This is a genomic window from Bacillus sp. 03113, assembly GCF_006546985.1.
Lineage (GTDB): Bacteria > Bacillota > Bacilli > Bacillales > Cytobacillaceae > VATK01.
On sequence record NZ_ML637008.1, the window covers coordinates 359,616 to 382,601 of the forward strand.

General features: G+C 35.8%; 20 protein-coding genes. 12 read left to right on the forward strand and 8 right to left on the reverse strand.

Annotation, left to right across the window (positions count from 1 at the left end):
• Positions 1 to 76 precede the first annotated feature (76 nt).
• Positions 77 to 973 (reverse strand): LysR family transcriptional regulator, encoded by an 897-nt coding sequence (locus tag FDO66_RS01590; RefSeq protein ID WP_141430644.1) that lies wholly within the window; start codon positions 971 to 973, stop codon positions 77 to 79.
• Between the two features lie 253 nt (positions 974 to 1,226).
• Here FDO66_RS01590 and FDO66_RS01595 point away from each other — a divergent pair, with 253 nt between their 5' ends.
• Complete coding sequence (locus FDO66_RS01595; protein WP_220095138.1) at positions 1,227 to 1,952, forward strand: sulfite exporter TauE/SafE family protein; 726 nt, start codon at positions 1,227 to 1,229, stop codon at positions 1,950 to 1,952.
• 147 nt (positions 1,953 to 2,099) lie between these two features.
• Here the strand turns inward: FDO66_RS01595 and FDO66_RS01600 are convergent, their stop codons facing one another.
• The 4 genes from FDO66_RS01600 to cidR all read right to left on the reverse strand — a co-directional run bounded on the left by FDO66_RS01600 (position 2,100) and on the right by cidR (position 6,147).
• On the reverse strand, positions 2,100 to 3,482 hold the full coding sequence (locus FDO66_RS01600; protein ID WP_395939739.1) for an aspartate aminotransferase family protein: 1,383 nt from the start codon (positions 3,480 to 3,482) through the stop codon (positions 2,100 to 2,102).
• A 313-nt stretch (positions 3,483 to 3,795) separates the two neighbouring features.
• Entirely contained in the window at positions 3,796 to 4,167 is a 372-nt protein-coding gene (locus FDO66_RS01605; RefSeq protein WP_141430645.1) for a hypothetical protein, read from the reverse strand.
• A 39-nt stretch (positions 4,168 to 4,206) separates the two neighbouring features.
• Positions 4,207 to 4,722, reverse strand: coding sequence for an acyl-CoA thioesterase (locus FDO66_RS01610; protein ID WP_141430646.1), 516 nt, complete (start codon positions 4,720 to 4,722; stop codon positions 4,207 to 4,209).
• A gap of 528 nt (positions 4,723 to 5,250) precedes the next feature.
• Positions 5,251 to 6,147 carry a cidABC operon transcriptional activator CidR gene (gene cidR, locus FDO66_RS01615; protein ID WP_141430647.1) on the reverse strand — a complete coding sequence of 299 codons (897 nt, stop codon included), beginning with the start codon at positions 6,145 to 6,147 and terminating at the stop codon, positions 5,251 to 5,253.
• A 364-nt stretch (positions 6,148 to 6,511) separates the two neighbouring features.
• On the opposite strand from cidR, the gene FDO66_RS01620 reads away from it, so the two are divergent.
• The 5 genes from FDO66_RS01620 to FDO66_RS01640 all read left to right on the forward strand — a co-directional run bounded on the left by FDO66_RS01620 (position 6,512) and on the right by FDO66_RS01640 (position 11,594).
• The gene (locus FDO66_RS01620; protein ID WP_141430648.1) at positions 6,512 to 7,720 is read left to right on the forward strand and encodes a branched-chain amino acid ABC transporter substrate-binding protein; all 1,209 of its coding nucleotides are present in this window, start codon (positions 6,512 to 6,514) and stop codon (positions 7,718 to 7,720) included.
• Between the two features lie 81 nt (positions 7,721 to 7,801).
• Complete coding sequence (locus tag FDO66_RS01625; protein ID WP_141430649.1) at positions 7,802 to 8,788, forward strand: branched-chain amino acid ABC transporter permease; 987 nt, start codon at positions 7,802 to 7,804, stop codon at positions 8,786 to 8,788.
• Between the two features lie 9 nt (positions 8,789 to 8,797).
• Positions 8,798 to 10,078, forward strand: a complete 1,281-nt coding sequence (locus tag FDO66_RS01630; protein ID WP_141430650.1) for a branched-chain amino acid ABC transporter permease — start codon at positions 8,798 to 8,800, stop codon at positions 10,076 to 10,078.
• A gap of 17 nt (positions 10,079 to 10,095) precedes the next feature.
• Positions 10,096 to 10,872 (forward strand): ABC transporter ATP-binding protein, encoded by a 777-nt coding sequence (locus tag FDO66_RS01635; protein ID WP_141430651.1) that lies wholly within the window; start codon positions 10,096 to 10,098, stop codon positions 10,870 to 10,872.
• 14 nt (positions 10,873 to 10,886) lie between these two features.
• Positions 10,887 to 11,594 (forward strand): ABC transporter ATP-binding protein, encoded by a 708-nt coding sequence (locus tag FDO66_RS01640; protein WP_141430652.1) that lies wholly within the window; start codon positions 10,887 to 10,889, stop codon positions 11,592 to 11,594.
• A gap of 282 nt (positions 11,595 to 11,876) precedes the next feature.
• Here the strand turns inward: FDO66_RS01640 and FDO66_RS01645 are convergent, their stop codons facing one another.
• Positions 11,877 to 13,274, reverse strand: coding sequence for a tol-pal system YbgF family protein (locus tag FDO66_RS01645; protein ID WP_141430653.1), 1,398 nt, complete (start codon positions 13,272 to 13,274; stop codon positions 11,877 to 11,879).
• Between the two features lie 348 nt (positions 13,275 to 13,622).
• Between FDO66_RS01645 and FDO66_RS01650 the strand changes: the two genes are divergently transcribed.
• From FDO66_RS01650 to FDO66_RS01675, 6 genes are all read left to right on the forward strand, one after another.
• Positions 13,623 to 14,864, forward strand: a complete 1,242-nt coding sequence (locus tag FDO66_RS01650) for a Zn-dependent hydrolase (RefSeq protein WP_141430654.1) — start codon at positions 13,623 to 13,625, stop codon at positions 14,862 to 14,864.
• A gap of 433 nt (positions 14,865 to 15,297) precedes the next feature.
• Entirely contained in the window at positions 15,298 to 16,650 is a 1,353-nt protein-coding gene (locus FDO66_RS01655) for an NAD(P)-dependent oxidoreductase (protein ID WP_141430655.1), read from the forward strand.
• Positions 16,651 to 16,677: 27 nt separating this feature from the next.
• On the forward strand, positions 16,678 to 17,964 hold the full coding sequence (preA, locus tag FDO66_RS01660) for an NAD-dependent dihydropyrimidine dehydrogenase subunit PreA (protein ID WP_141430656.1): 1,287 nt from the start codon (positions 16,678 to 16,680) through the stop codon (positions 17,962 to 17,964).
• A 16-nt stretch (positions 17,965 to 17,980) separates the two neighbouring features.
• Positions 17,981 to 19,399: a dihydropyrimidinase gene (gene hydA, locus FDO66_RS01665; protein ID WP_141430657.1), complete on the forward strand. Its 1,419-nt coding sequence runs from the start codon at positions 17,981 to 17,983 to the stop codon at positions 19,397 to 19,399.
• A gap of 62 nt (positions 19,400 to 19,461) precedes the next feature.
• Positions 19,462 to 19,686: a hypothetical protein gene (locus tag FDO66_RS01670; protein ID WP_141430658.1), complete on the forward strand. Its 225-nt coding sequence runs from the start codon at positions 19,462 to 19,464 to the stop codon at positions 19,684 to 19,686.
• 184 nt (positions 19,687 to 19,870) lie between these two features.
• Positions 19,871 to 21,490: a PucR family transcriptional regulator gene (locus FDO66_RS01675; protein ID WP_141430659.1), complete on the forward strand. Its 1,620-nt coding sequence runs from the start codon at positions 19,871 to 19,873 to the stop codon at positions 21,488 to 21,490.
• A gap of 159 nt (positions 21,491 to 21,649) precedes the next feature.
• On the opposite strand, the gene FDO66_RS01680 is transcribed toward FDO66_RS01675, so the two are convergent.
• Both FDO66_RS01680 and FDO66_RS01685 read right to left on the reverse strand, forming a co-directional pair.
• Positions 21,650 to 22,429, reverse strand: coding sequence for an amino acid ABC transporter ATP-binding protein (locus FDO66_RS01680; protein ID WP_141430660.1), 780 nt, complete (start codon positions 22,427 to 22,429; stop codon positions 21,650 to 21,652).
• A 122-nt stretch (positions 22,430 to 22,551) separates the two neighbouring features.
• Positions 22,552 to 22,986 (reverse strand): amino acid ABC transporter permease (locus FDO66_RS01685; protein WP_141430661.1); only part of this gene is annotated, 435 nt, incomplete at its 5' end.

A 22,986-nucleotide genomic window follows, 5' to 3' on the forward strand; every position in this document is an offset into this window, starting at 1 on the left:
GGTATCTGGGGATGTGTTTAGGACTTAAATTTACGTTAATATTAAATTGATCAAAACTAAATTTTTAGAGACAATATTAATCAAAAAGTCGGGTTTCTTTGATAGATTGAAGAAAATGTTTGATATTAGTGGATAGTTCTTTATCCCTTTTACGAATACAAAGATATACAGGACGTGTTATATTAATTCCTGTCACTTTTACTCTACCGATTTCTTTACGTTCCAAATGCTGTTCTACAGCTAATGAAGGTGCCAGCATTGTACCATATCCAGCAATAACAGCATGAATGGACTCATTTAAACCATGAAATTGCAATCCTATATGTGGAGTTGTAACTCCATGAATTTGGCATAAAGAAAAAAGGATTTCTCTTGTAGAACTTCCTTCTTCTCTTATTAAGAAAGGCTCTTGAAGCAATTCTGATAGTAATACCTCTTTCCCATCATATTTATGACCTCTAGGGACGATAAACCAAAAATCGATGTCCATTAAGTGATGGAGGTTTAAATCTGGTTCTCTCCATTCTTCTTTTACCACAAAAGCGATGTCTGTCTGATAGTGAAGTAACTTTTCAATTACTTGATTTGAATTCCCACTATATAAATCTACCTTAACCAAAGGGAATTGTTTTTTAAATTTAGCCAGCCAAGTAGGTAATAAAAAATTAGCAGGTAAATAGGTTGATGATATTCGCAGCTTTTCTAACTCCCCGTTTTTAAATTGAACGAGTTTATTTTCAATCTCCTTTTCCATATCAAACAAATTTTCAGCTTGTTTAAATAGAAATTCACCTGCAGCGGTCAGTTTAATACCTCTTCCTTCAGTTTCAATTAACTTCAAACCAGTTTCTTTTTCTAAATTACGTATTTGAATAGTCACAGCCGGCTGACTAATTGAAAGAACCTTTGCAGCTTCAGTAACACTCTGATTATATGCTACGGTAGTAAATATGCGTAAGGCATGAAGGTTCATTAATATAATCCTTTCATAAATTATTTTTATAATTATATTTAAATCATATATTAGATTTATTAATATATTTAATATACCCTTTATACAAAGACAAATAAAGGAGATATATTTAATGGGAACATCTATTGCTAATTTGAAAGGAAAGCTGAAAAGGAAGGGCAAAACATTTATGCGTTTTCTTCTATTTACCATTCTATTAATTGGGTTTGGAATAGGATTTATAATAGAAAAAGGAAGTGATACCCCTTTTTTAATGTTAATTTTTATTGGGTTAGGGGCTTCTTTTCTAGGAACGTTAGCTGGAGGGGCAGGCCTGATCACAGTTCCTAGTATGGTGTTAACAGGCATTCCAATTCAAACCAGTATTGCTACAAATAAATTTTCTTCCGGTGTTGCCGCATTTTCAAGTGTATTTTATCTTATACGCAGTAAGCAGCTTACAATAAAATTGATAGCAATTTATTTATTAGTAGCATTTTTCGGAGGAATTAATGGAGCCTTAGTAACCTCCCATATCCAAGAAAAAACAATGAATCTAGCTGCTTTCTTTTTACTTTGTTTTGCATTACTAATTACGTTGAAAAATAAAGAATGGACAGAACATATACTAGTTGAGCATAAAACTGCTAAAAAAATAAAATTTTATATTCCATTTTTAATAGCAGCTTATGATGGAGGTTTTGGCCCTGGTTCTTCCACATTCAGTATTCTATATTATATGAAAAAGAGTCATACTTATATGAAAGCTGTCCAAATGACGAGGGTTTTAATCCTAGGAAGCTGTACTGGAGGATTTCTTGTATTTTATCAAACTGGATTTATTCAATGGTCATATGCAATTGCTATGTCAATCGGTTCTATTATTGGCTCTCAGATTGGTCTTATGCTTTTACCAAAGGTGCCTAAAAAAGTTGCAAAAACTTTAATCATTATGATCATATGTTTATTAATGATTCAAATGATATACAAATTTATTTAAAGCTTAAGAAATAATCTTACTATGGTCATCTTTTTCATTAGAAAAAAATAAAAAGCCCTTATTAAGAGTAGGGCTTCAGCATCAACTAGATCAAATTTATAGTTTGGTTTATTTTTTTAAAGGATTACAAATCCTATCTGCATTTTTTTAATTGTTTAACACATCAAAGGCATCATAAATGGTATTTACAACAAAATCTAATTCTTCATCTGTTGTAACAAATGGAGGGCATAAAGTTAATATATTATTAAAGCCAGGGACAGTATCACTGTTTTTCCCAATGGAAAGCCCTTTTTTCTTACATTCCGCTATAACTTGTAAAATTTTATTATTATTAATAGGAGTTTTGCTTTCTTTATCCTCAACCATTTCAATACCAGCAATAAAGCCAAAGGTACGGATATCACCAACATTCGGATGATCTATTAAAGGATCTAATTTTTGACGCAGCATTTCTCCTAAATAGGCTGAGCGCTTAACGAGTTGATCTCTTTCTAATATTTCAATGTTCTTTAATGCTACTGCACATGAAACAGGATTCCCTCCAAAGGTGTTAACATGTCTGAAATGTTGATCAGCTCCAGGCTCAGCAAAGCTTTCATAAAGCTCTTTTTTCACTGCAGTTGCTGATAGGGGAGAGTAGGCGCTCGTAATTCCTTTCGCCATTGTAACAATATCAGGTTGAACACCGAAATTTTGATGGCCAAAAGGTTTTCCAGATCTTCCAAAACCGCAAATGACTTCATCTACGATCATTAATACGCCATATTTATCACAGATTTTTCGAACAGCCTCTAAATATCCTTGAGGGGGTACAATGACACCTCCGCCTGTAATAACTGGCTCTAAGATGATTCCTGCAACCGTTTCGGCTCCTTCCCAATTGATAACATCCTCATAGCTTTTAGCACATTCTAATTGGCAGCTTTCTTTTTCCTTGCCAAAAGGACATCGATAGCAGTAAGGAGGTGCAACATGCTGAAAACCTACTGCAACGGGTTCATATTTTATTTTACGGATGGCTTGCCCTGTGGCACCTAAAGCACCCATTGAGTTGCCATGATAAGCGCGATGTCTAGAAATGAACTTAAATCGAGTTGGTTCCCCGTTTTGATGATGGTACTGTCGAGCAATTTTAAAAGCTACTTCATTGGCGTCGGAGCCTGAATTAGAAAAGAAAATTTTATAATCTCCATCTAACCATTCATTTACTTTTTCAGCGAGTTTAATGGCTGGGACATGACTTTGAATTAATGGGAAATAAGCTAACGTTTTCATTTGTTCATATGCAGCTTTTGCCACTTCTTCTTGTCCATGACCAATATTGACACACCATAAACCTGACATTCCATCAAAAAATTGATTTCCATCGGCATCTGTAATCCAGCTGCCTTTTCCAGATACAGCAATCATAGGATTTGGATTGTGAGTGGAAATATGATGCCACAAATACTTTTCATCTTTTTCTAAAAGCATTTTTTTGTTGTCTTCATCGGTGCTTGCTTGATCATCCAACATTTTCTTGTTCATATTTACTCACCTTCTTCTTTGATATACTTATTGGTAATCGTACAATTTTTTTATCATAAAAACACTATACAAAATGTAAGGAAATCCTCTTTTCTAATATACATTTTGTCATGTTTAATATTAGGAAGACAAAAATGATCGATCATATATGAAAGGAGAAAGGGGGAGAGGAGCTAGATTTTTCATTAATACATATGTCTCTGTTTTGGAAATGATTATTTAATTGAAAGTAAAAAATAACTTTAAAATAAGGAAATGAAAAAGCAAAAGAAGAGGGAAATCCACTATGGATCTCCCTTCTAGCTACCAATATTTATTTAATGATTGAAGAGCCTAATAAGGATTCTGGGGCTCTACCAAGTATTAACAAGCATATTTTTGCAAAGCCAACCTCATATGGATCTGCAAAAATTTGGTTTAAGAGTGCATTGTCTTGTTTATCTTTTAGTTTTTGTACTTGTTGGTTGTATAAGCGAAGGACATACCCATTTACATTTGAAGGGGAGTTGTCCATTGGATCTTTATCCTTGATTAAAGATCCTAAGTAAGCATATTTAAATTGTAATTGCCTTGTAAGGCTTACAATATACAATAGCTTCTCATAAAATTCTGGATGGAATTGTTGAACTTCTCTAAGATAGTCTTTTGTTTTATTTAAGTCACCTAAACTTGGCAAGGTTATCATAAATAATTACCTACACTTTCATTTAATAGTTGCTGTTCATTAATCCCAAGGCTTTTTCAGCGTAATCATTTCAGCTAGCTTTTTACTTTTAGATCTTCTTGCTTTACGTACGTCTGCTCGATCTTTTCCTGTTTCGTAAAGATATTTTTCTTCGTCAGTTTCAGGAATTAAACCTGGCACTTCAACAGGCTGTTTATTTTCGTCCAGAGCAACAAATGTTAGGAAAGCAGTGGCTGCAATTCGACGTTTGCCAGTCATCATATCCTCAGCAATTACCTTACAGAAAATTTCCATAGAGGTTCTTCCTGTGTAAGATACAAATGATTCGACACAGACGGAATCTGATTGGTGGATTGGATGTAAGAAATCGATCGAATCTGTTGAGGCTGTTACACACATTTTGACTCTAGAATGTCTTCTGGCAGATAATGTAGCGCATGCATCTAATTTCTTCATTAACACGCCGCCAAAAAGAGTATTATAATTATTTAAATCACTTATTAACACTTGATCTGTATTGACAATTCGACTTTCATTTGCTTTTTTGGGTTCCATTCTCATTATTTCCTTTCTTGTATAATCAAGAGGTAAGGATATTAGCTAATTTTACAAGAGTAAAGAACTTACATTTAATGAAAGTTTACTCTTTGGATTTTGGAATGTAAAATGGTTATTTTTTATGAATTTTATAGATTTTATCTATGAAAACACTTACAAACATGAGGTAATTTCATGTTAAAACTTTGTGAACAAAGTTCAATAAGCAAAAAATGAAGGGAACTGATAGTGATTTATGAATGGAGTTCTTTTTTTTAAAATGGCTGCTTTCTCAAAGTTTGTTGCTTTTGACATAAAAAATATTGGGAGAAACGTTTCGGAGCAGCCTGCATACACGTAGACTCCTGTGGGAATGCGAGAAAGGCGAGACCCCGCAGGAGCGTATGCGACGAGGACGCTTGACGCTCGCCCACGGAAAGCGAAGTGTATGCAGGCTGCGTATTTAAAAGCAACAATCTATACGAAAACAGCCTTAAAAATAAATTTGGAGAGGGGATTTTAACCCCCAATATTGTAATGGAATCGTTAAGGATGTATGGCGTTTGCGGACAACTGATTTTTTATAAAATGAATCCATTCCTTTGCCGCGTGAGATAAATATTGATCTTTTTTCCAAATGATTGCTAAATGCCAATTGATAGAAGGATTAACAATATTAATTGAACGTACTTGACTTTTTAGCTGCTTACAAATACTCTCTGGCAATACGGTAACACCTAAATTACATGAAACCATCTCTTCAATGTAGCTCCATTGCGAGCTTTCAGATATAACTTGAGGTCTAAATCCAACACTGTTAAGAGACGAAATAATGCGATCATGCAAAACAAAATCATCATTAAATAAAATAAAAGGCTCATCCTTTAAATCAGATAATTGAGCTGCTGATTGATTTGCTAAAGAGTGTGAATAAGGGACAACAAGCATTAGCTGTTCTTTCAATAATGAAAGATGATGAAATAAATCGTTTTTAGTTGGGAGTACGACCACTCCAATATCAAGTTCATCATTAGCTACATAATCTTCAATTTTTTTTGAACCATCCTCTATTAAATGGAAAGCAACTTCGGGATATTTATCATGGAACTTTCCTATCAATTTAGGGATATAGCTAGAGTCAAGAATAGGTGGTAAACCTAATCGAATCATTCCTTTTTTAAGCCCAACTAGGTTGTTTAATTCAACTTGTAAATTTTCAAACGCTTTGTCAATTATTTTAGCTTGTTCTAAAATAACCTTCCCAGCATCTGTTAAGATCAGTTTTTTTTGAGATCGATCAAATAGAGTTACACCAAGCTCTGTTTCAAGGTTTTTAATCATTTTACTAATTGTTGGCTGTGTAATAAATAAATGTTCTGCAGCTCTAGTAAAACTATTTAATCGGTTTACCTCAATAAAATATTGTAAATGTTTAATATTCAATTTCTCACCTGCTTCAATAATCTTAAAGGATATTTCTATTCTAACGATTTTTATGATTATAGGCGAATGGTGGTGAAAAAAGATTTTCATTTAATTAAAAATCGGTGAGGAATAGGGTGGAATTTTAGAAGAAAAAGTGTAGAATGTAATCAAATTGGCACAATTTGCTGATAATTCCAAAAAAATAGTGTAAGATAATCTGACACAGTTGATGACACTCTCCATATCAAACCTTATAATTCTAACAAAAGAGAGCTCTCTTTTTAGGTAAATAGTCCTGAGATTAGTAGGAGGCGGTATCATAAGTACATATTCTATGAATCTTTTGAAGTAATGCCAAATAAAAGAATTATAGGGGGTAAATATGTTATCTAAAAAAGCATTATCACTATTTATGACAGCAACATTGGCAGTTGGTATTATAAGCGGTTGTTCCTCTTCTTCAAATGATTCATCATCTGGTTCTTCTAGTTCAGATGGTAAGAAAACAGTGATTAAAATTGCCACACAATCACCATTATCAGGAGGTAGTGCAACTCTAGGTGAGGCTATTAAATTGGGAGCTCAATTAGCGATCGAGGATCAAAAGAAAGCATTTGCGGATAAAGGCTTTGATTTACAGATTGTCCCTTATGACGATCAAGCTGACCCTAAAAAAGGGGTTGCAAATGCTCAATTAATCGGTGCGGATAAAGCCATTCTTGGAGTAGTAGGACATTTAAATTCAGGTGTTGCGATTCCTTCATCTGAAACTTACGAAAAATACTCCATTCCAATGGTATCACCTGCAAATACGGCTACAGATGTTACAGATCGTGGCTTAAAAACAGTCAATCGTATATGTGCTCGTGATGATTTCCAAGGACCTTCGGGTGCTGATTATGCTGTGAATACATTAAAAGCTAAAAAAATCTTTGTTATTCAAGATAAAACAGCTTATGGTTCAGGCCTAGCTGATGCCTTCAGAGGAGCTGCTGAAAAGCTTGGAGCTGAAATCGTTGGATATGAAGGGATTACTGTAGGCGAAAAAGACTTTAATGGTGTACTAAGTCAAGCTGTAGCTAAAAAACCAGATTTAATCTACTTTGGTGGAGTATATGCTGAAGGTGGATTAATCATTAAACAAGCTCGTGATAAAGGTTTAGATATTCCGATCATGGGCGGCGATGGTTTAGATTCCTCATCTACTGTAGAAATCGCTGGTGAATCAGTGAAAAACGTATTTATCACTTCTGTTGCTGGGGATGCTACTAAAACAGAAGCAGGTAAAAAGTTTGCTGATACTTACAAGGCTGAATTCAAAAAACCGATCGAATCTTATTCTGCATATGGTTATGATAGTGCGGGAGTATTACTAAAAGGTTTATCAGATGCGATTGATGCGAATGATGGAAAACTACCTTCACGTGAGCAAGTAGCAGAGGCAGTTCGTGCTGTTAAAGACTATGAAGGAATTGTAACAAAAGTAAGTCTTGATGATAAAGGCGATAATGACAATGCGAAAGTCTTCATCTATAAATTTGACAAAGCTGCTTATCCTGCAACACAAGACGGAGAAATTGAGAAAAAGTAGATATTAGCTAGAAAGGGTATGGACTTTAACCCGTACCCTTTTTGGCATTATTAAAAATAATGCTAAAGAGTGGGGAAGAATATGCTAACACACATCATTCAAACTTTACCGCAAGTTTTAATCGACGGTCTCACTTTAGGGGCAGTATATGCAGTCATTGCTCTTGGGTATACGATGGTTTATGGAATATTAGAGCTGATTAATTTTGCTCATGGTGAAATTTTTATGTCTGGTGCTTTTATTGGTACATCTGTTTTGTTAATCATGACAGGATTAGGCTGGGTCTCAGCGATGCCTGCTATCCTGACATTTATTATAATTCTAATAGTAGCAAGTGTACTAACTGGATTTATGGGAATGGGGATTGAAAGGGTTGCCTACCGACCACTTCGAAGAGCGCCTAAATTGATCACACTTATCACGGCTATCGGTGTATCTTTTTTACTTCAAGATATCGTTCGCTTTATTGTTGAATTAAAAAAAGGGAATTATATTGTAAATGCCCCAAGTCTTTTTAATGATAAAATTCAATTGAAACTTTCTTCTATTATCCCTCAATTTGACAACGCTACATTTAAAAGCTCTTTTATTGTTGTTTTAATCATGGCCATTTTAATGATGGTTGGATTAGATTTTTTTGTGAATCGAACGAAATGGGGAATGGCCATGCGTGCTGTAGCTCAGGATCAAGAGACAGCAGCGCTTATGTCAATTAATGTAAATAAGGTCATTTCAGTGACGTTTTTTGTTGGATCGGCACTTGGTGGTGCTACAGGTGTATTGTTTGCCGTTCAATATGGGGCCATTGATCCTTATATTGGATTCATTCTAGGTTTAAAAGCTTTTACAGCGGCTGTATTAGGCGGGATCGGTAATATACGTGGAGCTATGGTTGGAGGAATTCTTTTAGGATTGATTGAAATGTTTGCGGCAGCAAATCTTTCAATCATATCGGGTGGTGCTTTTGGAGCGGAATATAAAGACGTATTTGCTTTTATTATTTTGATTGCGGTACTCATTTTTAAACCAGAAGGCTTGTTCGGAAAAGCCGTCATCGAGAAAGTGTAGGTGTGAAAAGTGAGAAAACTGTTGAGTATCATTTCAGAAAATAAACTGGCACAAATCCTATTGTTTGTTGTCTATGTCATCGTAACAAGCTTGAGCTTGTACCTAGCTCAAAAATCAGTCATTGCTTTCTTATTATTATTATTTTCTCTCTTAATTTTGTATTTTCTTAAACTTGGCAATAAAACAAAATGGATCACTGGCTTAGTTATTTTAGGGGTTTTACTTCCTTTTTCAGCTAGTCATGGACCTTCCTATCAATCTTATATGGAGGTAGCAACATTAGTAGGAATCTATGTTGCAATGGCATTAGGGCTTAACATCGTGGTAGGTTTTGCTGGACTTCTTGATCTTGGATTTGTAGCCTTTTTCGCAGTAGGTGCATACACTTATGGAATATTTGCGACTGCACAGGCTTCTAATTTTATGCCGTTTGGACATTATCCACTTTCAGGGGAAAGCTTTTGGATTTTTATCCTACTTGGTTGTTTTGCGGCTGCGTTATTCGGTATTTTATTAGGGATTCCGGTTCTTCGTGTAAAGGGAGATTATTTAGCCATTGTTACATTGGGATTTGGGGAGATTATTCGTATTGTTTTTAATAACTTAGATAAACCTGTGAATATTACCAATGGGTCTATGGGTCTTGCTTCTATTGCTCCTCCAAGAATCTTTGGAATTGATCTTATTTATCCGAATCAATTTTATTATGTTGTGTTAGCGATCTTTTTGATCGTCATTTACACGGTAAACAAACTGGAACATTCAAAAATTGGGCGTGCATGGAAAGCAGTAAGAGAGAATGAAATTGCAGCTCAGGCTATGGGAATTCCTCTTGTTAAAACAAAACTAACTGCATTTGCTATTGGAGCATCGTTCTCCGGCATGATGGGAGTTGTTTTTGCTGCGAAGCAAACCTTTGTAGATGCGACAAGCTTTACGTTATTAGAGTCCATTACCATTTTAGTAATGGTCTTATTAGGTGGAATGGGGAGTATTCCTGGTGTCATTTTAGGAGCAGCGGTCGTTACGATTTTGAATTTGCAGGTGTTGACAGAGCTATCCAATTGGTTAAATCAATTAAGTTTAAATGGTGTGATCACCATTCCCGATGCACTATCTCCAGCAAAAATGCAGCGCTTTATCTTTGGTGCTCTTCTCATCCTATTTGCCTTGTATCGACCGAAAGGATTGATGCCAGCTAAAAATCAAAAGTATGATGCTGTGAAGCTGAAAAAACGAGTAGAAAGCGGTAAAGAAGTGGTGGCTATACGAGAAGAAAAGAATGCATAAGGGAGGCTAGGAAGCTTATGGCTGTATTAGAAGTAAAGGACTTAACCAAAAAATTTGGCGGTCTAACTGCCAATTCAAATATTAATATGATTGTTGAAAAAAATTCCATAACAGCAGTTATTGGTCCAAATGGTGCGGGAAAAACAACGTTTTTCAACATGATTACGGGCGTTTATAAGCCTACATCTGGAGAAATTTTATTAAATGGAAAACCAATTGGCGGATTAAAGCCTCATTTGGTGACTAAACAAGGAATTGCCCGTACATTCCAAAACATCCGTCTTTTTAATGAATTAACGGTGCTGGATAATGTACTTGTTGGAATGCATCATCATTTAAAAAGCAATTGGGTTGGCGCATTATTTCAAATGCCTCGAACCAGGCATGAGGAAGAAAAGGCAAAAAAAGAAGCGTATCGCCTTCTTGAATATGTAGGGCTTGAGGAATTATTAAATGAGAAAGCAGGAAATCTATCCTATGGAGCACAGCGTCGATTAGAAATTGCTCGAGCGATTGCTGCAAAGCCTAAGGTGCTGCTTCTCGACGAGCCTGCAGCAGGAATGAATCCGAAAGAAACGAAAGAACTGACAAATCTGATCCATAATATGCGTACAGAGCTGGACATTACCATTGTTCTTATCGAACATGATATGAAGCTTGTGATGGAGATTTCTGACTATATTTTTGTGTTGGATCATGGAGAGGAAATTGCTGCAGGAAAGCCAGATGATATCCGAAATAACCCTAGAGTTATTGAAGCATATTTAGGCAAAGGAGCAGTATCACTTGCTTAAGGGGAGGAAACAACGTGCATTTACTTGAGCTTAAAAATATAGAAACGTTTTACGGAGGCATTCAAGCATTAAAAGGAGTAGACTTACATGTTGAAAAAGGTGAAATTGTTACGTTAATAGGCAGTAATGGAGCCGGTAAATCAACAACATTAAAATCAATAAGTGGACAAGTGAAGGTAAAAACAGGGTCGATTCATTATCAAGGAACGGATATTACAAATAAGCCTGCTCACCAAACGACTTTATTAGGGATTGCTCACGTTCCTGAAGGTAGAAGAATATTTCCTCGGTTGACTGTAAAGGAAAATTTATTAATTGGTGGATTTGCAGTGAAGGATAAGAAACTGATTGAATCGAGAATGGAAAGAGTTTTTCAATATTTTCCTAGATTGAAAGAAAGACTTGAACAAAAAGGCGGAACAATGAGTGGTGGAGAACAGCAAATGCTGGCCATTGGACGTGCATTGATGATGAAACCAGAGGTGCTGATGCTTGATGAACCATCCATGGGGTTGGCTCCAATCATCGTTGAACAAATTTTTGAGATCATAAAAGAACTGAATCGTGAAGGAATGACCGTTTTACTTGTCGAACAAAATGCCTTCCAAGCGTTACAAATTGCCAATCGTGGTTATGTTATTCAAACTGGAAAGATTGTCCTTGAAGGGCCAGGAACGGATTTAATGACCAATCAACAAGTTCAAGAAGCATATTTAGCATAAAGGCATTTTTAACGTTTCAGACAGTTAATATTAATCTCTTTATGCTAAAAATGTGAATTATATACTTGCTGTCACGGTATAGGCATCGGCCCAATGCTTTTCTAAAATATATGATTAATCAAATTAAATAAACCTGATTTAAGTGAATAGAGGATTCGCCTCTCAAGATGTTCACTTAAATCAGGTTTATTTTTTTAGAAAAATGAACATTTGCAACTCATTTGGATTTCGTACTTGATAACTCTTTTGATTGACTAGCTGAACAAGATGATCCAAGAAAGCTTAATTCGCTTGTTTTTGGATACTTAAGTAGTGGAGTTGATAGGCTTTTGCCTCAAGTTCTTTTCCCATTTCTCGATATATTTTTGCCAGCCATTGAATAGGTTTAGGGTTTGCTTCATTTAGTTCCATTTCCCAGCTAAAACAATCAATGGCTGACTCTAAAAGTCCAAATTGATAATACAGTTCTCCAAGTAAATATTGTTGATCAGGATCGCCGCTTATTTCACTCATTTTATTGATTTTTTTTAATAAAGGAAGATTTGGATGTGTTCGATTAAATGGTTCGAGCCATGACTGCACATAATGAAGGTCATGGTTTTTGAACAGTGCTTTTACACATTTTTGCAGGAATTTTTCAACTTGTAAGAGGTTTGATTTATAAAGAGAAGGTAGAATGGTATTTAGCTTTTCAATATTCACAGCTTGATCTTCAATATTTAGCTGTTCTAACATGATTTCAAATTGATTTGCTTGATGAGGAGACAGTCTTATTTGTTGAGAAGTCAATAATTTAAGAGCTTTTTCTAGGTTGTTCGTATTCAAATACTTATCAATTAATAGTGTATTCCACTCTTGTAAATGAAACTGTTTTTCTAATAGAGACTCTAACACATTTATAATTTGATCTTCATTTAAATTCATTTCGAGTATTTTCATTAGGGAGTCAAAATACGCTTTCGTTGGGGTGGAAATAAATTTCTCTATGTAGAGTGAAATTAAATCTATCCAGCGGTTTTCGTTAATGAGAAGGGTATGAAGTTTAAGAAAATTTTCTTCTATGTCTTTATGTAAAGCTAACATTTTCTCGGCATAAATAGCATCCTTTACCATGAGCTCCTTAGTCATAGCTGTATATAGCTGACGGGATGACGTGAATTCTAATTTGTTGGCAATTTCAATTGCCCATTGTTTCCCAGGTATAAAATCTTTGAGAATTTGTAAAATGCGATAGCTTGCAAGCATTTGTCCATTTCGACGGTATTGATAGAAGATGGATTGAATCTGTGTAAACAAATCACTATCTGGAATAAAGGATTCAAAATATGTAGCAATAAGAGCGATTTCTTGAGGAGTGTATTGTTTTTTTAGGTTGTTCATTAGGTGATGAAAAGGACTAATTTTGAATGAAAGGTATGATGAGAGTAGGGAAGTAGTTAGCGGGTGATTCTCATGAAAGACGATGCCTTTAGAGAAAGCTTGATCTATAACTGATTGTTTCTTCCATTTAGCAGCTTTGACTCCAGTAAGATAATGGTTTTTGTAAAAAAATAAATAGTATATTTGTTGTGTATCATCGATCACTTCAACAATTTTGCCTTGTAAATAGACGGCCATTCTATTTATTTTTAGTTGTTTTTTATGTTTATTATCTATAAGAAATAATGGAATTGTGTCCATATGATCTCTCCTCGAATCTTCATTGTAGCTTTAATATATCACAATATATCGATAATGTGAAACGCTTCAATGGTAGGAATGTCCAATTCTTTTATTCTTCCAGATTAAAGAAACATGTTTTATAAAAGAATTTAGAAGTGAGAATCGGTTATCCTCTTTGTTCTTTTACGTTCTGCAACAATAAATAAATAAAAATTTTACACATTGTATAATGTATTTATAAGAAAATGGAATTAAAATGTATTTATAATTTAAATATTCGGTATTTTCTTTCTAATTATTATAGAAAGTAAAAAATTTCCTTTGGAATATTTTCTCGTTTATTGTGGAAAGGATGGTTGATTAAGGATGCAAAGTCAAAAGATATTAATTAATGGCGACCGATTAAAGGATGAATTAGAGGCTTTTGCTAATTTTGGGCGAACAGCGAATAATGGTGTTACGCGTCTAGCATTATCAGAAGAAGATCGTTTAGCACGAGATTATTTTTGCAAAACCTGTGAAGGTTTAGGGATGGCAATAAAGGTTGATGATATGGGAAATATCTATGCTACGCTCGCTGGCACAGAAAATAAACCGCCCATTGTAATGGGATCACATATTGATTCTGTTAAAAAAGGGGGTCGTTTTGATGGGATACTTGGAGTTGTAGCAGGCTTAGAAGTGGTGAAAACACTTGTTGATAATGAAATAAAGCCTCGTATTCCTATCATGATCGTAAATTATACAAATGAAGAAGGAGCGCGCTTTGAACCTTCTATGATGGCGTCAGGTGTTATTTCAGGTAAATTTGAGCGATCCGACATGGTAAAAAAGAAAGATATTAATGGAATTAGCTTTGAAGTAGCCTTAAAGGATATAGGCTATCTAGGTGAAGAAGAAAATCGTCTACAAGAAGCTACAGCTTTTTTAGAAATGCATATTGAACAAGGACCAGTGCTTGAAAGAGATCAGCTTTCTATCGGTGTTGTAGAAGGCGTAGTAGGAATGGTTTGCTATGATATAGAGGTATTAGGAGAATCTGATCATGCAGGTACAACCCCTATGGATATGCGGATGGATGCCTTATTTGTAGCTACAGATTACATCACTGAAATTCGAAAAAAACTCAGTCATTTAGATGAAGAGCTTGTATTTACAATAGGAAGAGTGTCTGTGCAGCCGAATATTCATACGGTTATTCCTAATAAAGTCGTTTTTTCATTTGAAGCAAGACATAAGGATGAAGCCATTATCAGTATAGTAGAAAAGACAATTAAAGAGATTACAAATGATCTGCAAAATAAGGATGGTTGTTCAATAAATATTTCTAAACTTTGGGACAGACAAACGGTTTGGTTTGACAAAACACTTTGTGATGCTCTAGAAAAATCAACTCAAATATTAGGCTACTCCTATCGAAAAATGATTAGCGGTGCTGGTCATGATGCGCAATATATGGCGAAAATTATCCCTACAGCTATGTTATTTGTCCCAAGTGACAAGGGAAAAAGTCATTGTGAGGAAGAAAACACTCCAATAGAATATTGTGAAAAAGGAGTTAACGTATTGTTAGAAACAGTACTCACCATGTTAGATGTTAAAGAGTAAAAATTACAAAGACGTTGTTGCAACTATAATGCTGCAACGTTTTTCATTTTTATTTTTAAATAGGATATGAAAACATAAATTTTTTGAACTTCGACGAGTGTCTAGCTACAGCGCCTAGCCGCTCGGATCATAAGCCACAATCCGAAAGTCAATCAGGATTTCCTGCGGATTGCGTCTTATGTCTGTCGCGGCTGATCAAGGCGCTTGCACTTTTCTAAAGTGGAATTTACAAAATGCAAAAGAGAGTACGAATAGTATTTGACGTTTTGTATAGTGATACTAGAAAAGTTTGAAAGTAAAATTGTAATTACAATATTCAGTATTTTCTTAAAAGTTAAGTTTTTTACTTTTAATAAAAGATTGGTCGTTGTATGATTAAAAAAATCATGTACAAGAATATTTTTTTAGAAGAATTTGAAAGGAGAGTTGTTGATTGAATATTAGTTTACTGGATTTAGAGAAAAATTTTCATGAAGTAGATTCTGGATTTACAAATAGAGAGGCAATTGAGGAAGCAAATCGATGCTTATATTGCTATGATGCACCATGTATTCAAGCTTGCCCAACTGGTATTGATATCCCAACCTTTATCAAAAAGATTGCTTCTGAAAATTTGAAGGGATCTGCCAAAACCATCATGATGTCAAATCCAGTTGGTGCTAGCTGTTCTAGAGTTTGTCCAACAGAGGAGCTTTGTGAAGGAGCTTGCGTCTTAAATCATTCAACTAAGCCTATTATGATAGGAAATTTACAAAGGTACGCAACCGATTGGGCTATTCATAATAATCAGGTTCTTTTTAAAGCAGGAAAGAAAAATGGGAAAGCAGTAGCTGTTGTTGGCGGCGGGCCTGCTGGTTTATCGGCAGCACGTGAACTTGCTCTGCTTGGGTACAAAGTAACTATTTTTGAAGCAGAAAGCGAAGCAGGTGGATTAAACACCTACGGAATTGTTTCCTTTAGGCTTCCACAATCTATCTCATTTTGGGAGGTTGAGCAGGTAAGAAGTTTAGATGTGGAAATTCGAACAAATACTCGAATTGGGACAGATATCCCAGCACAAGAGCTGCTTAAAAATTATGATGCAGTCGTATTAGCAATCGGGATGGCTTCAGTGCCAAAGCTCGGGATTAAAGGGGAAGACTTAGTGGGGGTTTATGATGCTATTGATTTTGTTAAATCTACAAAAACTGAAATCACAAGTGAATTTGTAGGGAAACGTGTTGCCGTTATCGGTGCGGGGAATACAGCCATTGATGCAGCAACATGTTCTGTTCGACTAGGTGCAGAAAATGTAAGCATTTTGTATCGTCGAACTCAAAATGAAATGACAGCCTATGATTTTGAATTTGAGTTTGCGAAGCAAGACGGAGTAGAGTTTAGATGGTTAACTGCCCCAAATAGAATTGTTTCAGATGAATACGGTAAAGTGACAGGTATTGAATGTGTGAAAATGATTTTAAGTGATAGCAGTGTAGATGGCCGACGACGACCAGTCCCTATAAAAGATTCTGAGTTTATTATTCCAGTAGATGCTGTGATAAGAGCGATTGGTCAATCGAGATATATTCAATTGATTGAAGAGTTTGGGATTATTCATGAAGATGGAGTCGTAACGTTGTCCCAAGATTCATTTGTCACCTCAAATGAAAAAGTATTTGCTTGTGGAGATGTCATTTTTGGAAAAGGGCAAGGCGAAGCGATGGTTGTATCCGCAGCTCAACAAGGAAAACTGACAGCTTATGAGATTCATAAAAAGTTTTTTAAAGAAATTCTAGAAACAGCGTAAAAAATATTCTTTATGAGGAGGAAATCTATGGCTGATTTACAAATTAATCTTGCTGGTATTAAATCCCCAAATCCTTTCTGGTTAGCATCTGCTCCTCCAACAAACTCAGGCTACCAAGTGCAAAGAGCATTTGAAGCAGGATGGGGTGGAGCTGTATGGAAGACACTAGGTGACCCTATTTTGAATGTATCTTCACGCTTTGGAGCCATTAGCTTTAACGGTCAACGAGTGGCAGGTTTTAATAACATTGAGTTAATAACGGACCGTCCACTTGAAGTAAACTTAAAAGAAATCTATGAAACAAAAAAGAGATTCCCTAATCATGCCATTATTGCTTCATTAATGGTAGAGCCAAAACAAGAAAAATGGCATGAAATCGTAAAAAGAGTAGAGGATGTGGGCGTGGATGGCCTTGAATTAAATTTCGGCTGTCCTCATGGAATGGCAGAACGTGGAATGGGCTCTGCTTCTGGTCAAGTACCTGAACTTGTAGAAAAACAAACCTATTGGGTGAAAGAAGTAGCAAAAACGCCTGTTATTGTTAAGCTAACTCCTAATATTACGGATATAACTGTTACAGCAGAATCTGCTGTCCGCGGTGGAGCAGATGCCATTAGTATGATTAATACGATTAACAGCTTAGCGGGTGTAGATCTTGATACTTGGAATACGATTCCTCATGTAGGAGGCAAAGGAACACATGGAGGATACTGTGGACCTGCTGTTAAACCGATAGCCTTAAACATGGTCGCTGAATGTGCGAGAAGTCCTTATATTAATGTTCCGATTTCAGGAATAGGTGGAATTTCAAATTGGAAAGATGTTGTTGAATTCATGTTAATGGGTGCTACAGGTGTTCAAGTTTGTACGGCAGCCATGCATCACGGTTTTCGTATTGTTGAAGATATGATTGACGGACTTTCCAATTATTTAGATGAAAAAGGAATTCATTCAGTAAGTGAGCTTATCGGTAAGTCCGTTCATAAATACTCCGATTGGGGTAATCTTGACTTAAATTATAAGGTAGTTGCAAGAATTAATACTGAAAATTGCATCAACTGTAACAAGTGTCATATAGCCTGTGAGGATACATCGCATCAATGCATCGATATGCTAAAGGATTCTAGTGGTAAGTCCTATCTAAAAGTACGTGAAGAGGATTGTGTTGGCTGTAATCTATGTTCAATTGTGTGTCCTGTGGATGGGGCAATTGATATGGTTGAATTAAAAAGTGAACTTCCACCGCTGACATGGAATGAAAGGCAGGCTGCAATTGGAGCAATGTCAAGCAGTAAAATCGACTTTGTAAAATAGTGGAGGAGAAAACAAAATGAAAAAAATCATTAAAAATGGAACAGTTGTTACAGCTACAGATATGTATGAAGCAGATATACTCATCATTGATGAAAAAGTAGCTTCTATTGGAAAAGATCTTTTTGAAGAAGGTGCTGAAATAATAGATGCTGGTGGATCATATGTATTTCCAGGCGGGATCGATCCTCACACTCATTTAGATATGCCATTTGGAGGCACAACCACGAAGGATGATTTTGAAACAGGTACTATTGGCGCAGCATTTGGAGGAACGACAACGGTTATTGATTTCTGTTTAACAACAAAAGGAGCCCCTGTTAAAAATGCGATCCAAACTTGGCATAACAAAGCCAATGGAAAAGCAGTTATTGATTATGGCTTCCACCTGATGATTCCAGAAATGAATGACGATGTAATTAATGACCTTCCTAGTGTTATTGATGATGAGGGCATTACATCGTTAAAAATCTTTATGGCGTATAAAAATGTATTTCAAGCCGATGATGAGACTCTGTTCCGTACGCTCATTACTGCTAAAGAGCTTGGGGCCCTTGTCATGGTTCATGCTGAAAATGGAGATGTAATTGATTACTTAACGAAAAAAGCTTTAGCTGAGGGTAAAACAGAACCGATCTATCATGCCTTAACAAGACCTTCGGCAATTGAAGGAGAAGCAACCGGTAGAGCTGCTTCACTCACTGGGCTTGCAAATTCTCAGCTCTATGTTGTTCATGTTACTTGTCAAGAAGCGGTAGAACAAATTGCAGAGGCGAGAGACAAAGGGGTAGATGTATGGGGTGAAACTTGTCCTCAATATTTAGTTCTAGATCAATCTTATCTTGAAAAACCGAATTTTGAAGGGGCAAAATATGTATGGTCCCCGCCATTACGTGAAAAACAACATCAAGAATACTTATGGAAGGCTTTAAAAAATGGTCAATTACAAACTTTAGGATCTGATCAGTGTTCCTTTGATTTTGTTGGACAAAAGGATTTAGGAAAAGATGACTTTACAAAAATTCCAAATGGTGGACCAATAATTGAAGATCGAATGACAATTCTTTTCTCTGAAGGTGTAAAAAAAGGCCGAATCACATTGAACCAATTTGTAGATATAACATCTACAAGAGCTGCTAAGTTATTTGGATTATTCCCGAAAAAAGGAACTATCGCAGTTGGGTCTGATGCAGATATCGTCATTTTTGATCCGAATATGAAAAGAACTATATCCGCAAAAACCCACCATATGGCAGTTGATTATAATGCTTTTGAGGGAATGGAAGTTACTGGGGAAGCCATTTCTGTTCTTTCAAGAGGGAACTTTGTGATACGTGACAAACAATTTGTTGGTGAAGCAGGAAGCGGGCAATTTATAAAGAGAGAAAAATATGGTGTTTTAAAAGATGTTAAGGTAAATGAAAAGCTTTCTATTTAATCGTAAAGGAAATGTGTCATCGGTCCAACTAGTAATCATTCCTACATAAAGGAGAGAGTACGATGTCTGATTATCAAGAATATCTTGCGGAAAAAGAGAAGATTGACACCTTCGTGAATCTTGGGTATCAGCTTACCTCCGTAACTGAAAATCTAAGCGGAGCCTTTTTAGAATTTGAGCTAAAAAATGAGATGAATGAAAGTAAATGGGAGCAGTTGCATATTAAAACGGCTGATGCAAGGAAGTATTTTTCTACACTGCTTAATATGCAAAAAGCTACTAAATAGTGAATCTGTTAATACCTTATAACCAGAATAAAATGAAGAAAAATCAGTTCATCAGACAGGTCATTAAACAATGGTCCTGTCTTTTCGTGTTATATTTCCTTACAAAATTATAGATAGATTTTCATCTTAAATATATAATGGAATTTATTAATAAAAATAAGTCTTAGAAAAAGGCGGATGATCCATGAAATCCTATATTACGATTGATGAGATCTTAAAAAGAAAGCATTTTGACAAGACTGAAGTGGTTGCTGGGACAGCAGGGATAAACCGTCAAGTGAAGTGGATACATGTATTAGAGGTTACACAAGTCAGTCATCTATTGAATGGTCAAGAGCTGATCCTTACAACAGGGATAGGATGGAGAAACGATCCTTTGCTTTTTCTTTCTTTCGTGAAACAATTAGTTGAGTGTAACGTCTCTGGCATATGTATAGAATTAGGAACCCATACAACAGTTATTCCTCCTGAAGTCATTGAATTTGCTAATCTTCATCAATTTCCGATCATATTATTTCATCATGAGGTCCCTTTTGTTGAAATTACCCAAGATATCCATTCGATTATCATCAATAAGCAATATCAATTAATCTCTGATTTAGAAAGCTATTCCCAACAGTTAAATCGAAAAATGCTGGATATGAATAATTATGAACAAATTTTAGAGTTTATGCAGAATTACTTAGATGTTCAAGTAATCAGCATGATCTATGATAATGAAGTAAAATTTGTTCCAGATTTAAGAGAAAAGATGAAAGCTAATTTATTAACTAAGCTAGAATCGAAAGAAGAATGGGCAGATACTTCCATTGCTCGACAGCCAATTCAAATTTTAGGTGGGAAATATGCAGAGTTAATCATCGTTTCTAATGATAAAAAATTGACAGAATTTGATTTACTTATTTTAGATAGGACTGCAACAGCACTAGCACAGCATTTGCTGAGAAATTTATATGTTGAAGAAAAGCGAATGGCTGATGAGAGCGAATGGCTAACAAACTGGTTAGAAGGAGAATACACAGAGGAAATTATACGTGAACAGCTTTCCTTTATGGATCCTAAGGTTAGTTTTAAGGGTGGAGTTGTATGTGTATTTAATCTCAAGATACAGCAAAAAATGAATTCAACTAAATTAGATGAGACCTATTACAAGCTTTTATTTCGAAATGTATTTGAGCAGTTAGGCTTTCGAATGTTTTCTATTGAAGTAAACCACCATCTGATTATTATTTTGGGAAATAATCGTAGCTTAGATGATTGGAAAGACCGAGTATCAGAGGCATTTGGCCGTATTAATAAAGCGGATAGTACTGGAAAAATAAGCCTTTCCTTAATGAAAGTAGCTGTTGGGAAATTTGTTCATAAGCTTTCAGAGATCCATTTAAGCTATCAAACAGCAAAGGAAACTCTTCAGCTGCAAGATACCTTGCTTAACGAAAATAAGAGTTATTTTTATCAAGACCTTCATATATATAGAATGATGCAGTTACTAAAAAGATATGGTAATCTTGAGGAGACGATTAATGAATACTTAGGGGCTGTCATCGAGTATGATCATAATAATAATGGTGAATTGATGTCGACCTTAAGAACCTATTTAGCGTGTCATGGCTCAAAGCAGGAAACCTCTAACAAATTATTTATCGTTAGACAGACTCTTTACCATAGGATTGAGAAATTAGAAAAACTATTAGGTAAGGATTTTATGAATTCAGAAAGACGATTTGCCATTGAATTCATGCTCCTTGCTTATGATTATTTAACAACATCAGAAACAGCCGTTCAACTTCAATACAAAGTATAATCCCCTGCTTGTAGAACATGAAAGTATGTTCTACAAGCAGGGGATTCCTATGTCTAAAAAAGTATAAACCTTCAGGGCTGTTCAAGGCGCTTCCGACGTACAGGATGTACTAGTGCCGATGAAGACATAAGGCCGTGGCGCTTTTAATCGGCCGCTTTTCTATATAATTTGTGATAAAAAGGCTTTTGTCCGTTCGTGTTTTGGATTGTCGAAAATGTCTTCCGGTGTTCCCGTTTCAACAACTTCCCCTTTATCAAACAAAATAATTCGATCGGCAACCTGTCTGGCAAAGCCCATTTCATGCGTTACGACAAGCATCGTCATTCCTGATTCAGCCAATGTTTTCATTACATCTAATACTTCTTTTACCATTTCTGGATCTAAGGCTGAGGTAGGTTCATCAAATAACATGATTTTCGGCTGCATCGCGAGTGCTCTTGCGATCGCGACACGCTGCTGCTGCCCGCCTGATAATTGGCCAGGGTATTTATTGGCTTGCTCTGGAATTCCTACACGTTCAAGCAGCTCTAATGCAACTTTTTCTGCCTTGCTTTTTTTCCACTTTCGTACCCAGATAGGAGCCAATGTAATGTTTTTCAAGATGGTCATATGAGGAAATAAGTTAAACGATTGGAACACCATGCCCGTTTCTTTCCGAATTTCTTCAATATTTTTCAAGTCGTTTGTTAGGTTAATGTTATCAACGACAATCGAGCCTTTTTGAAACTCTTCAAGGGCATTGATCGTACGGATAAAGGTCGATTTTCCCGAACCAGATGGACCTAAAATAACGATTACCTCACCTTGCTTCACCGTTACATCGACATCTCTTAATACATGGTGATCTCCATACCACTTGTTGAGCCCTTTAACCGTAATAATATCGTCTCTTTGTTCGAGAGGGGTGGTTAATTTTTCTACTCCGAATACGCTTTCCATCTTTATTTCCTCCCTTGTTGATAGATAAAAATATCAATTTTATTTATATAGACTGCCGTCTATCTTCGTCATACGAGTGCCGATGTCACACCAGGACGTGGCGTCCATAATCAAACGCGCTTTTATCTTTTTCCGACACCAAGTGATTTTTCCAAGCGGCGGCTGACATGGGACATTAAGAAGCAGCCGATAAAATAGATCAGTGCGATAAAGAGATACACTTCCATATGCCTTCCTAAAAATTCCGGATTGGCTAACACTTTTTTCCCCATTCCTAAGAAATCTGTCATTCCGACAATCACCACTAATGAAGTGTCCTTGAATATCCCAATGAATAAACTAACCATCGTTGGGATCACCGCACGAAGGGCTTGCGGTAAAATGATGAATCCCATCATTAAGGTTGAATTGAGACCGAGTGCTTGAGAAGCTTCAAATTGTCCTCTTGGAAGGGATTGGAGTCCTCCGCGAATATTCTCGGCAAGATAGGCTGCACTAAATAGAGTAAACGCGATCATGACGCGTAAAACATTATCAATTTCAATGGAATCCCCTAA

Excerpts from the sequence above, each read along its gene's own strand:
- FDO66_RS01590 (WP_141430644.1), bottom strand. The coding sequence starts at position 973 with ATGAACCTTCATGCCTTACGCATATTTACTACCGTAGCATATAATCAG.
- FDO66_RS01595 (WP_220095138.1), top strand. The coding sequence starts at position 1,227 with ATGTTAATTTTTATTGGGTTAGGGGCTTCTTTTCTAGGAACGTTAGCT.
- FDO66_RS01600 (WP_395939739.1), bottom strand. The coding sequence starts at position 3,482 with ATGAACAAGAAAATGTTGGATGATCAAGCAAGCACCGATGAAGACAAC.
- FDO66_RS01605 (WP_141430645.1), bottom strand. The coding sequence starts at position 4,167 with ATGATAACCTTGCCAAGTTTAGGTGACTTAAATAAAACAAAAGACTAT.
- FDO66_RS01610 (WP_141430646.1), bottom strand. The coding sequence starts at position 4,722 with ATGGAACCCAAAAAAGCAAATGAAAGTCGAATTGTCAATACAGATCAA.
- FDO66_RS01620 (WP_141430648.1), top strand. The coding sequence starts at position 6,512 with ATGTTATCTAAAAAAGCATTATCACTATTTATGACAGCAACATTGGCA.
- FDO66_RS01625 (WP_141430649.1), top strand. The coding sequence starts at position 7,802 with ATGCTAACACACATCATTCAAACTTTACCGCAAGTTTTAATCGACGGT.
- FDO66_RS01635 (WP_141430651.1), top strand. The coding sequence starts at position 10,096 with ATGGCTGTATTAGAAGTAAAGGACTTAACCAAAAAATTTGGCGGTCTA.
- FDO66_RS01645 (WP_141430653.1), bottom strand. The coding sequence starts at position 13,274 with ATGGACACAATTCCATTATTTCTTATAGATAATAAACATAAAAAACAA.
- FDO66_RS01650 (WP_141430654.1), top strand. The coding sequence starts at position 13,623 with ATGCAAAGTCAAAAGATATTAATTAATGGCGACCGATTAAAGGATGAA.
- preA (WP_141430656.1), top strand. The coding sequence starts at position 16,678 with ATGGCTGATTTACAAATTAATCTTGCTGGTATTAAATCCCCAAATCCT.
- hydA (WP_141430657.1), top strand. The coding sequence starts at position 17,981 with ATGAAAAAAATCATTAAAAATGGAACAGTTGTTACAGCTACAGATATG.
- FDO66_RS01670 (WP_141430658.1), top strand. The coding sequence starts at position 19,462 with ATGTCTGATTATCAAGAATATCTTGCGGAAAAAGAGAAGATTGACACC.
- FDO66_RS01675 (WP_141430659.1), top strand. The coding sequence starts at position 19,871 with ATGAAATCCTATATTACGATTGATGAGATCTTAAAAAGAAAGCATTTT.
- FDO66_RS01680 (WP_141430660.1), bottom strand. The coding sequence starts at position 22,429 with ATGGAAAGCGTATTCGGAGTAGAAAAATTAACCACCCCTCTCGAACAA.